The 12,762-nt window shown below is 44.8% G+C and carries 7 protein-coding genes; 4 read left to right on the top strand and 3 right to left on the bottom strand.

The window, feature by feature from the left end; translation table 11 throughout:
* Positions 1–46: 46 nt before the first annotated feature.
* The 3 genes from vmeK to erpA all read right to left on the bottom strand — a co-directional run bounded on the left by vmeK (position 47) and on the right by erpA (position 4,723).
* Positions 47–3,151 (bottom strand): multidrug efflux RND transporter permease subunit VmeK, encoded by a 3,105-nt coding sequence (gene vmeK, locus R7P69_RS17520; protein ID WP_238952104.1) that lies wholly within the window; start codon positions 3,149–3,151, stop codon positions 47–49.
* A gap of 9 nt (positions 3,152–3,160) precedes the next feature.
* A complete protein-coding gene (locus R7P69_RS17515) occupies positions 3,161–4,276 on the bottom strand; it encodes an efflux RND transporter periplasmic adaptor subunit (RefSeq protein ID WP_005386537.1) in 1,116 nt (371 codons plus the stop codon).
* A 105-nt stretch (positions 4,277–4,381) separates the two neighbouring features.
* Positions 4,382–4,723, bottom strand: coding sequence for an iron-sulfur cluster insertion protein ErpA (gene erpA / locus R7P69_RS17510; protein WP_005380031.1), 342 nt, complete (start codon positions 4,721–4,723; stop codon positions 4,382–4,384).
* A gap of 246 nt (positions 4,724–4,969) precedes the next feature.
* On the opposite strand from erpA, the gene hemL reads away from it, so the two are divergent.
* The 4 genes from hemL to R7P69_RS17490 all read left to right on the top strand — a co-directional run bounded on the left by hemL (position 4,970) and on the right by R7P69_RS17490 (position 12,411).
* On the top strand, positions 4,970–6,265 hold the full coding sequence (gene hemL / locus R7P69_RS17505; RefSeq protein WP_005380032.1) for a glutamate-1-semialdehyde 2,1-aminomutase: 1,296 nt from the start codon (positions 4,970–4,972) through the stop codon (positions 6,263–6,265).
* Between the two features lie 345 nt (positions 6,266–6,610).
* Positions 6,611–7,696 (top strand): AI-2E family transporter, encoded by a 1,086-nt coding sequence (locus tag R7P69_RS17500; protein ID WP_005386541.1) that lies wholly within the window; start codon positions 6,611–6,613, stop codon positions 7,694–7,696.
* A gap of 76 nt (positions 7,697–7,772) precedes the next feature.
* Complete coding sequence (rsmC, locus tag R7P69_RS17495) at positions 7,773–8,798, top strand: 16S rRNA (guanine(1207)-N(2))-methyltransferase RsmC (RefSeq protein WP_005386543.1); 1,026 nt, start codon at positions 7,773–7,775, stop codon at positions 8,796–8,798.
* 226 nt (positions 8,799–9,024) lie between these two features.
* Positions 9,025–12,411: a response regulator gene (locus tag R7P69_RS17490; protein WP_186584672.1), complete on the top strand. Its 3,387-nt coding sequence runs from the start codon at positions 9,025–9,027 to the stop codon at positions 12,409–12,411.
* Positions 12,412–12,762 lie beyond the last annotated feature (351 nt).

Below are 12,762 nucleotides of genomic sequence, written 5' to 3'. Positions count from 1 at the left end.
CAGCGAAGCTGCCCTTTTTGTTTTGTCGATATCATCACGATAAAACTTACTGTTCGGAGTGATGCTCTCTCCCGAGCATAAGCAAACACGGTGTCAGAACTAACGTTAGCAAAGTCGCAAACGCCAAACCACCCGCGACAGCGGTCGCAAGCTGAGACCACCATTGAGTGCTTGGTGCGCCAAACTCCACTTTCTGATTAACTAAGTCGATGTTCATTTCTAACACCATTGGCAATAAGCCTAATATGGTGGTCACCGTCGTAAGTAAAACGGGTCTTAAACGCTGCACACCCGTACGCAAAATAGCCTCAGATTTTTCTAAGCCACGTTTACGCATCTGATTATAAGTATCGATTAAAACAATATTGTTGTTTACCACGATACCAGCCAACGCAATCACTCCAATTCCCGACATAATGATGCCAAATGGCTTTTGGAAAATAAGTAACCCGGCGAAGACACCAACGGTAGAAAACAGCACTGCACTAAGGATTAAGAAAGCTTGATAAAAGCTATTAAACTGCGTAATTAAAATCAAAGCCATCACACCAAGCGCGACAATAAAAGCATTTTGCAAGAATGCTGATGAGTTTTCCTGCTCTTCATTTTGACCCCGAATCTTATATTCAATGCCTTCCGGTAAGTCGAGCTGTTCCATTCCAGCGGCAATCTTAGGTAACTCAAGCGCCAAATTGTAACCTTCCACCATATCCGCTTTAATATTGATAACTCGATGACCGTCGACCCGACGAATAGTGTCTTGCTTATGATCTGGTTTGATTTGAGCAAAATTCGTAATCGGTACCAGACCAGCTGCCGTTTTCACTCTCAGTTGATCAAATCGGCCTATGTCGCGCTTATCTTGCGGATAGCGCACCAAAATATCGACTTCTTCATCCGCATCATCAGGCAAATAATCGCCTATTTTCAAACCGTTCGTAACAAACTGGACGGTATTCCCGACTAAAGTAGCATCCGCTGCAAAGCGAGAAGCGTCATCTCGCTGGATATCAATTTGCCAATCAATCCCTTCCTTATTAGTGGTATCACTCAAGTTGGTCAGTGCAGGATTACCATCAGCCCAATGTCGTACTTTTTTGGCCGCTTCATCTAACGCACTAACACTCAAGTTTCGTGATGATACTTCAATCACGAGATCATGCTCGACAGGCGGTCCTGCGTCCGGGAATTTATACTCAAGTTCAACACCATAAAAGCGGTCTGTCGTCTCTTTTAGTTCCTCAATAATGGTTTTCACTTTGCGTCGATACTGCCAATCCACAGGCGTTATTTGAATCTGGCCAATCTCGTCCCCATTATCGCTCGATCCTGTGCGCGTGTAGACACTTTCAAACTCGTCATGACCGAGCATCACCTTCTCGATTTCGCGCACAACAACATCTTTTTCGTGAATAGACAGGTCACCATAAGAACGAACTTTAACGGTAAAAAAGGCAGGGTCCACCTCAGGGAAAAACTCTGCACCCAAGCCAGCTTTGTTGTAAGTGAAGCCGACACCTGCCGCTAGCAGTATCGCGCTGAGTAAGACCTTCCATGGATGACGAATCGCTACCGACAGAGTCTGGTAATAAAGCTTGGTAATGCCTGTCGCTTTTTCAAAGTTGCCGTTATGCAGCTCAACCATTTCTCGCTGAGCTTTCTGATTGACTACTTGAGGCTTGCCAATGATCCCGCCGATGACAGGAACGAACAATAAAGCCATCATCAGAGAAGCGGCCAAAGTAGCAATTAAAGTAAGTGGTAAGTACTTCATGAACTCACCAGTGATGTCTGGCCAGAAAAGTAACGGAGCAAACGCAGCCACTGTGGTTGCTGTGGATGCGGTAATAGGCCAGGCCATTCGCTTTGCGGCATCTCGATAGGCTTCTTTGCGTGGCGTTCCTTCTTGCATGCGCCGATCTGCAAACTCTGTCACCACAATGGCACCATCCACCAACATGCCTACTGCCATAATTAAAGCAAACAGTACGACGATATTGACCGTCAGCCCAAATACCGATAACACCAACAACCCAGTCAAGAACGATCCTGGAATAGAAATCCCCACGAGAAGCGCGGTCCTAACCCCCAATATGGCAATAATGACGATAACTACGAGGATAATTGCGGATAAGATATTGTTTTGTAGATCACTGAGCATCAATTTGACATCGTCGGATTGATCCCAAGTGTATTTAACTTGCAAATTGTCGGGCCACTCGGCGCGCTTCTGTCCCTGAGCCAGTACTTCTTTTACCAGCTCAACCGTTTCAATGATGTTTTCCCCTGCCCGTTTTTTTACGTCCAAAACGATGGCAGATTCGCCATCTAAACGAGCAAAACTTTCAGGATCGCGAAATGCACGCCGTACTGTCGCCACATCGCCAAAAGTGATCACCTCTTTGCCATTCACCTTGATCGGTAGTTCAAGCACATCTTTCAGTGAATCAAAAACCGATGGGACTTTTACCGAAAAGCGTCCATACCCAGTATCGACAAACCCCGCAGCCACAACTCGGTTATTCAAGGCAATTAAATTATAGATATCCGCTTGATCGAGACCGTAGCTTTCCATCAATAGCGGATCGACAACTATTTCCACGATGTCTTCGCGATCCCCTGCGATTTCAACTTCAAGAACCTGACGGAAACTCTCCAAACGATCACGTAGCGTTCTGGCAATCTGTACAATGGTCCGCTCTGGTACGGTGCCATATAGAACAACAGTCAAAACAGGCTCTTCAGATGCAAACGTGACTTCATTTACCGTTGGCTCATCACTGTCCTCTGGTAATTTTGGCTTTGCAAGATCAACCGCATCACGCACATCTGCCATCGCTTTATCAAGATCCACTCCAACACTAAATTCCAGCGTCACCGAAGCATGACCTTCTGATGCCACAGAGGTCATCTCTTTTACGCCTTCAATAGAGCGCAACTCTTGCTCTATTGGCCGAACTAATAAACGTTCGGCATCGACGGGAGAAATGCCTTGATGCCCAACAGAAACGTAGATAATAGGAATGGTAATATCTGGGCTCGATTCCTTGGGGATAGTGACGTAAGTAATGACACCGGCAATTAAGATCATCACCAGTAATGTCAGCATAGTGCGAGCGCGGGATAACGCAGCATCAATCAGAGTGTACATAAGTGCTCCTTACTGCTCACTAGCCGCTTCAACAACTACGTCATCAACTTTATTGGCCAGTACTTGATCACCATCTCGCACAAAACCTTGTCCCAGCACGATAATGTCTGCACGCTCTCCTAACCCAGAGAGCCACACACCGTCATCCTCGGCCTTAACGAGTTGAATTGGAACAAACTCAACATACTCATTACGCAGTGTCTTGACACCTAAGTTACCTTCTTCATCTAGTGCTAACATGGCAGCCGTAATCTTTACTGCCAACACTTCACTCAAAGGCAGCTGTACTTCTGCGCTCATACCGGCAGGAATTCTTGCGTCTTGATTATCAATTTCGATTTCAATTGGAAATGTATTAGTAGAAGCAGAAGAAACACGTCCAATGTAGCGCACACGACCTTGATGATGCTGTTGGTTAATGGTTCTTACGTCGGCTTCTAGGCCTTCCTTAAGGTATTGTATATGCCGTTCACTGACATCGGCTTCAATCACTAAAGTATCCAAATCAATGACCGTCGCAATAGGATCGCCAATCCCGACAAAATCACCTAACTCAACAAAGTGGTGATCTACGATGCCATCAAATGGCGCTTTAACCTCAGTATTTCTTAAAGCCGTTTGCACGTTACTCAAATTCGCACGTGCATCTACCAACGCTGCTTGCGCTGTCGCAAATGCAACCTCACCTTGCAATCCACGACTTTTTAGCGATTTAGCTGCATTAAACTCTTTCTCTTTAACCAACAGCATCGCCTGGGCCCGTTTAAGTTGAATGCCAAGGTCGCGCTTATCGATGTTTGCGATCACTTGTCCCTGTTTGACCGCTTGGCCTTTCTTTATGTTAAGACTGACTATTTTACCGGCAACTTCGGCGCCAAGACGCGCTTGACGATTGGGCGCTGTTCGTCCATACAATTCAATGGTTTTACTGGTAGGTTCGGCAAGAAAAGTATCAAACATCACCTTTGCAAGTGGTGTCGTGTTCGTGGATGTTGAAGAGTTAGGATGATCATCTTGTGCTTTGAGTTGGCCGATGGTTAGCCATGCAACAAGAAGTAAGACGAGGATAAGAGATACTAGCCAAGGGCGCTCGACAATTCGGCGTCCAAAAGAAAGTCCAGACATATAAAGTCCTTTTTATTATTTCTCTGCATATCTGCGAGCGTGTGCTTTACGTGACATCCTTCTACATAAAGCACAGGCAGCCATTAGCTGCCTGTTAGGTGTTAATTACACACTGAACGATGCACCACAACCACATGTTGTCGTTGCATTTGGATTATTTACGAAGAAGCGCGCTCCTTCCAACCCTTCTGTGTAGTCAACAATACCGCCAACGAGATATTGCAGACTCATAGGGTCTACAACCAGTGTTACACCACTGTTTACGATTGTCGTATCGCCTTCGTTTACATTTTCATCAAAAGTAAAGCCGTATTGGAAGCCGCTGCAGCCGCCGCCAGTAATGTATACGCGCAGTTTCAATGCTGGGTTTTCTTCTTCAGCAATCAATGCTTTAACGCGAGATGCTGCTGCGTCAGAAAAAGATAATGGTACGTTTACTTCGCTCACGAAGACCTCTCTCACTCGTGTAATGCGTCAAGCCTGAAGCAAGACGTCAAATTTGTGCTAATTGAGACGATTATCCAATACCTGACAAACTCGTTCAAGTATTCGCCGCCGATTCTTTATAACAGATGCGGATATATAAGATTACACTGCGAAACAACACATAAATTAAGCAAAACGTTTCTAACTTGATTATAGCTAGGTACAATGCGCTCCACTTGGTCCGAGCAATCAAAAGAGGATAACCCCATGACCAAATCATCAGAGCTGTATCAAAAAGCTCAGCAAACCATCCCTGGCGGTGTCAATTCACCAGTTCGTGCATTCAACGGCGTTGGCGGTTCTCCGCTATTTATCGAACGAGCAGACGGTCCACTGATTTTTGATGCCGATGGTAAAGCGTATATTGATTACGTTGGCTCTTGGGGTCCAATGATTCTTGGCCACAACCACGCAGTTATCCGCGAAGCAGTAATTGATGCAGCGCAACGCGGTCTTAGCTTCGGTGCGCCAACAGAACTTGAAATCGCGATGGCAGAATTAGTTTCTGAGCTTGTTCCATCAATGGAGCAAATCCGCATGGTAAGTTCTGGTACTGAAGCTACGATGAGCGCGATTCGCCTTGCACGTGGCTTCACCGGTCGCGACAAGATCATGAAATTTGAAGGTTGTTACCACGGCCATGCTGACAGCTTGCTAGTAAAAGCAGGTTCTGGTGCACTAACTCTAGGCCAACCAAGCTCTCCTGGCGTTCCTGCAGATTTTGCTAAGCACACGCTAACAGCAACATTCAACGACCTAGATTCTGTACGCGAGCTATTTGCTGCTAACAAAGGCGAAATTGCTTGTATCATCGTTGAGCCAGTAGCAGGCAACATGAACTGTATTCCACCAGTGGAAGGCTTCCACGAAGGGCTACGTGAAATCTGTGATCAAGAAGGCGCGCTACTAATTTTTGATGAAGTAATGACAGGCTTCCGTGTTGCTCTAGGCGGCGCGCAAGCACACTACAACATCAAACCCGACCTAACGACACTGGGTAAAGTGATTGGTGGCGGTATGCCAGTAGGTGCTTTCGGTGGCCGTAAAGAAGTGATGCAATACGTTGCACCTACAGGCCCAGTTTACCAAGCTGGTACCCTTTCCGGTAACCCTGTCGCAATGGCAGCAGGCTACGCATGTTTGAACCTTCTAAAAGAAGAAGGCAACGAAAAGCGCCTAGCTTCTAAAACGAAACAACTTGCTGAAGGTTTTAAGTCTCTAGCAGAAAAACACGGTATTCCGCTAGTTGTTAACCAAGTGGGCGGTATGTTCGGCTTCTTCTTCACTGACCAAGAAAAAGTAACTTGCTACGAAGACGTAACGAAGTGCGATGTAGAACGCTTCAAGCGTTTCTTCCACTTAATGCTAAAACACGGTGTCTACCTTGCGCCATCTGCATTTGAAGCGAGCTTTACTTCACTCGCTCATGGTTCAAAAGAGATTGATGCCACACTAGAAGCGGCTGACCGCTGTTTTGCTGTTCTTGCAGAAGAAGCGAAATAATCGCTAAAAACGGCGATAACGCATTTAGAAAAGGACCGTAACGGTCCTTTTTTATTGCCAATTCAAAATAACCAATATCGCTAATACCCCAACGACAATGCCAAACCACGGTATTCGCTTAGCTTTTTTCTCAGTTTGACACTTTTTATCACCGTTGCAACAACCCATAGCTCATCTCTTGATTGATAACCGACTGATTTGTAGTCATTATAGCAAGGTACATCGCCCTGCTCTAATTCGGCATTGTCATAAGCTTGAAAGAGTTAAGAGTGCAAAGTAATAAAGGTTACACGCCATCATTGAAGGCATAAACCGTAAACGTCACCTGTAAGTTGGACTAATACCATGCCAAATAATGTAAAAATAACGTCGAGTCACCGAGTACTAATGGTTGCTTTACTCGCCGCTGCTTTTGCTTGCTACTTATTGGTTGAGCCATATATCAATTCAATTGTGATGGCTTTTATCATTTCTTTGCTCATGTTTCCGATACACGAATGGTTTGAGCAGAAAATTCCCAAGCACCCCAATATGGCGGCACTGCTGTCATGTGTCGTCTTGACGTTTATTATTGTTATCCCGCTTTTATTTGTGTTTGCAGCCATTGTTCAGCAAGGCTCTGTTTTCTCACAAAATACATATAATTGGGTTACCAATGGTGGCATCCAAGATATATTCCAACATCCTTTCGTTATCAAAGGCTTAGCGATTGTTAATGAGTACTTACCTTTTGATAAAATCGAGCCCAAAGCCATTGCTGAGAAAATTGGTCAATTTGCTACATCGTTTGGCTCTAACTTAGTTGCTATCAGCGCAAAGATTTTAGGAGACGCAACCAACTTCCTAATGAACTTCTTCCTGATGCTGTTTGTGCTGTTTTTTCTGCTTCGTGACCACGACAAAATTATCTCTGCGATTCGTCATATCCTGCCACTCTCACGTAGCCAAGAAGACCGCATATTGACAGAGATAGAGCAAGTTTCTAAATCAGCCGTGATGGGCTCATTCATGACAGCGATTGCTCAAGGTTTGGCTGGCGGCATCGGTATGTGGCTAGCTGGCTTCCCTGGGCTATTTTGGGGAACGATGATGGGCTTTGCATCATTCATTCCAGTGGTAGGAACCGCGCTAATCTGGATTCCTGCAGCAGCGTACTTGTTCTTAACAGGCGATATGACTTGGGCTATCTTCTTGACGGTGTGGAGTGTAGTCGTCGTTGGCTCTATAGATAACCTATTGCGTCCGTTGCTAATGCAAGGCAGCGCCGGCATGAATACCCTTATGATTTTCTTCTCATTACTGGGTGGTCTGCATCTGTTTGGTTTGATTGGTCTTATCTACGGCCCACTTATTTTTGCCGTGACCATGGTACTGTTTAATATCTACGAGGAAGAATTCAAAGACTTCCTTAACCAACAAGACAACAGCTAGTCACCGCTTAATCACTTCAAGCTTGGGGCAGATTGTGCGAAAATCTGCCCCAAATTATTTCTGATGAACCAAATTTATGTCTGCTTATATCGCTCCTAGCCAAATAGCTCAGCGCCAACTTGAATACTTCAATGGAAAACACGTTTTAGTCGCTGGTGAAGTTGAAGACCTATTTCCTCTTGAGTTAGTGGCTCATTGTGAGTCTGTTGAAGTGTTTACTTCCAACTATAGCTACTACCGCCAAATTCAAACCTCTGACAAAGTGAAAAGTCATTTTGGCTCTGTGTTTGATGTTGAAACAAAAGCAGACATGGTCCTTTTATACTGGCCAAAAGCAAAAGCCGAAGCAGAATACTTGCTGGCGATGTTGATGGCGAAACTGGGCATTAACACCGAAATCGTCATCGTTGGTGAAAACCGCTCCGGCATCAAGAGCATCGAGAAGATGTTCCAAGAATACGGCCCTGTGAACAAGTACGACTCTGCTCGTCGCTGCTCATTTTACTGGGGTAATTGCCTCAATGAACCAAAACCTTTCAACCAAGCAGATTGGTTTAAGTCTTACACTGTTACACTCGGTGAGAAGTCGCTAGCGGTTAAGAGCCTACCTGGCGTATTCAGCCATGGCGAGTTCGACTTAGGTAGCCGATTGCTGCTTGAAACCTTACCTAAGCTGTCGGGCAAAGTGCTCGACTTTGGTTGTGGTGCAGGTGTGCTCGGTGCGTTTATGGCGAAAGCGAATCCAGAGATCGCGATTGAGATGTGTGACATTAATGCTTATGCGATCACTTCTAGCCAAGCCACATTAGAAGCGAATGGTTTATCCGGACGCGTATTTGCATCAGATATATACTCGGATACCGCAAAAGACTACCGCTTTATCGTCAGCAACCCGCCATTCCACAGTGGTCTAGACACAAATTACAACGCAGCGGAAACCTTGTTGGGTCAGGCACCACAATATCTAACCAAAGACGGCGAAATGGTGATTGTCGCGAATAGCTTCTTAAAATACCCACCAATTATCGAGCGGGCGTTTAATAATTGCGAGACGCTAAATAAGACCAATAAATTTTCTATCTACTACGCGAAAAAATCATAACTTCCCCCCGCGCAGGCACAAACCTGCGCGATTTTTTCTCATAAATTCAACACTCATAAGAAAAACTGCGTCACCCTGCACGCTTTACAACTAACTTTCTTGTCAAAGAAAAAAAACTCGTTAATTTTGTTAATTCTATCTAGTTGAACATCTTATCCGTTTTTAACGAGAACCTCGGCAGCGAAGTATGTTTTAGAACTGCCCATTATGAGTTGTAATCTTATCCATGTTTAAATTCTACAAAAAACAGAAATTTAAGCGCCTTCAGAGTACACTGATGACCGCATTTCTGGTGCTCAGTATCACACCTCTTACCATTACTGCGATCTTTTTCTTGCAGTCCCACAGTAAAGATCTGCAAGAACAAAGCACCTCGCACTTACTGTCTGTTCGAGATACAAAACAGCAGCAAATCATCGACTACTTTGAGGCACGAGAAACCGAAGTCATGGGCTTTGTGCGCTCAGAGTTGGCTTACGCCAGTGGTGGCCGATTCTACGGTCTCGTCAATGCTTTTAGTCGTTTAGGCAATGATATTGAAGAGTCTCGTAAAAACGCCCAACAGCGCTACATCGAGGGCAGCGGAGACCAAATCAAAACCTCAACGTTACCCGAGTCATCCAACTATGTAGGAAGTGAACGTTACCGACTTTTGCATAAACGCTATCATTGGGCCTACTTGGAGCTCCTCAAGCGCTCTGATTTTAATGACATTTTGCTGGTCGACATCAATGGTAACGTCACCTACTCGATCAACAAAGACGATAACTACGGAACGAACTTGTTATCAGGCCCCTACAAAGACTCGGCACTTGGCAAAACTTTCAAGCGTCTCGCCGATGATGTGACTGAACGTCGAAAAGTAAACGAAGACTACACTCCTGTGATTGTGTCTGACTTCGAGCTGGAAGGGGGTAAATCAGTCGCTTGGCTAGGTGCACCAATTGTTCAGCAAGGTTATCTACACAGCTATGCCATGTTCCGCTTGCCAAATAATGGCATCACTAAGTTAGCCGCAGACGCTAATCGAGAGTCATCCATTAACACCTTGCTGGTTGGAAATGATCACCAACCTCGCACAATCAACACGAAACAAGACGACATTAAGAACAGTTTAGAAGTGATCGATAAAGCACTCTCTGGTGCGTTTGGTGTCGGCACTTACACGAACGGCTTAGGTGAAGAAATAATCGCGGCTTATGCACCGATTGAAACTCGTGGTGTGATTTGGGCGCTCGTCGTACAGTTACCAGAAAACGAAGCTTTCGCTCGTATCCATCAACTCGAAAAACTATTCGTTATCGCTATGTTGATCGCCATTATCCTTGTGGTGATAGCTTCTCACTATTTATCAAACTTTATCACTTCTCCGTTGCTGAAATTGACTTGGGTTGCCGAAAAGGTCTCTGCAGGGGATCTTGATGACACGTCTTTTAATACGGTTCGTAAAGATGAAATTGGTCGGCTTGCGTTAAGCTTTGAACGAATGCAACGCTCTATTCGAGATAAGATTCAAACCATTAAGAAGCAAAATGAAGAACTAGAAAGCAACATACAGATCATTCAAAAACAGAATGAAGAACTGCAATTGGCCGATAAATTAAAAGATGAATTCTTAGCCACGACTTCTCATGAACTTCGTACACCGTTACACGGCATGGTCGGGATTGCTGAAACCTTAGCGTCCGGCGCCAATGGTGCGATCCCCGCTAGCCAGAAATATCAGCTTGATATCATCATTAAAAGTGGTCAGCGTCTCGCTAATCTAGTCGATGACTTGTTGGATTATCATAAAATGCGTTATGGAAGCATGGATATCCAGAAATCAGCAGTGAGTTTGGGCAGTGCAACACGATTGGTTTTAGAGCTTTCTAGCCATTTACTCGGAAGTAAAACCATCCGCATCATCAACCAAGTCCCAGCGGATTTAAAAGCAGTGTCAGCTGACCCGCAACGCCTTGAACAAGTGCTATATAACCTGATTGGCAATGCGATTAAATACACCTCAGAAGGTAAAATTGTTATCTCCGCTAATGTGGTAGATGATCATGTACGCGTACAAGTTGTGGATACTGGACAAGGAATTCCCGCAGAACAACTTGAACATATTTTTGAACCACTCATCCAAGCAGGGCAAGACGCGAGCCGTTATCGTCAAGGTGCAGGACTTGGGCTCTCCATTAGCCGTCAATTGATCGAATTAATGGGAGGCTCGTTATACGTCAGTAGCCAACCAATGGTCGGAACTACCTTCAGTTTCACTTTACCGCTCGCCAGTGAAGAAGAAATCCAAGCAACCCAGACTCTAGCTGCGCACGGACACTTCCAAATCCCTGAAGTTAATGTAGAGAACCGCGAAGACTTATCACTTCCAGAGAACCCAGACGGCCCGTTACTGTATGTTGCTGACGATGAACCAGTAAACTTACGCGTGCTTGAAAGCTTTTTACGTTTAGAGGGCTATCGTGTGCGTACCGTCTCCGATGGGCCAGAAACGTTAGCGCTCGTCGAGCAAGAGAAGCCGGAACTTCTGTTATTGGATATCATGATGCCAGGCATGAGCGGCTACCAAGTTTGTAGTGAACTACGTGAAACCTATGATCATGCCGAGTTGCCAATCATTATGCTCACCGCACTCAGTCAAACAGAAGATCGTGTAAGAGGTTTTGAAGCAGGAGCCAACGACTATTTATCGAAACCATTTAATAAACAAGAGTTGGCGGCACGTATCCAAGCGCATTTAACGGCAAGTAAAGCAGAAATGCGCCATATGGAAAACAAAGTGCTAGAGTCTGAACTTAGACAGCGAGCAGTCGTTGAAGCAAGCTTACTTGAGACTCAAGGTCGTTTGTTGGAACAGCTAGAATCGGCTCCTGAAGCTATCATCTGTCTACGTGAAGACAAGCGTATTCGCTTTGCTAACGAAGCTGCTTGTAAGCTATTCAAGCGCAGCTTAGAACAGCTAAAGCGCTCATCTGCTGATGAGCTGATTGCCCCTAAATATCTAACCGTCAAACAACCTCATTACTGTGGCAAGATTGATATCTATATTGAAGATATTCGTCAGAACATCGAAGCAGACATTCTTAAGCTCCCTGAAGGTTCAGGGTTAGATATCATGTACATCTTTAATGTCGGCGGTGGAGCCAGTGCCGCTCGCATACATAATCTAGAAACCGCCGTAGAAGTGCTTTCAAGTTATGCATTTGATGGTGACAAAGACCAATTGCAAAAGCTAAAAGAGCTTGGCGGAGAATTTACGCGCCTTGCAGACAAAGCACTCGGTAATAAAAAGGACAAGCAAGAACTTATGCGGGAAGTTCTAGTCGACGCAATGACACATGCTTTAGAGTATTGGGAATCTGTAACGGGTGAAAGTAAATTCGCATTTGCAGAGCAAAGTGGCTTGTGGCGCGTTTATCTAGACCGAAGTACTTTACAAACACGCACCTTAGATAAATACATGCGTATAGAAACATTACCCAAAACACCACGTTGGAGAACGGTGCTAAGCTCGATAGAGTTCATTCTCGAACACTGCAAAGAACAGAGCCCCGAGAGAGCATACATAGAAGCACAACGAGATAAACTACAGCGACTATTGACCAGCTAATATTTATCAAAAAAACTAGCCCAGCGTGCATGCTGGGCTTTTTTGTTATTCGAGTATTCCCTTCCTAGAGATAAAAGAGACCGCCTCTTCCTACCCCATTACCATATTTCCAATAACGAACATTCGGTTAGACAACGCTATCTATTGTTGGTCTTCAAAACGTACGACCTTATCCATTTAACTTGTCTTAACTAGGTAAGTTCGAGCAACCGAAAAAACTTCATTCATATAATAAAAAAAGGACAACAAACGGAAGAAAACTGTCGATAAAAAAGGCCATTTTTCAGATAACAAGCGGATTTTGACGAACTATTGATAGAGATTGCGAACTTAATCACAACAGAACGGCAG

It is taken from the genome of Vibrio sp. 661, assembly GCF_033339315.1.
Lineage (GTDB): Bacteria > Pseudomonadota > Gammaproteobacteria > Enterobacterales > Vibrionaceae > Vibrio > Vibrio alginolyticus.
The sequence above is the reverse complement of the archived record's forward strand: the minus strand, read 5'-3'. Positions and strand labels throughout refer to the sequence as shown.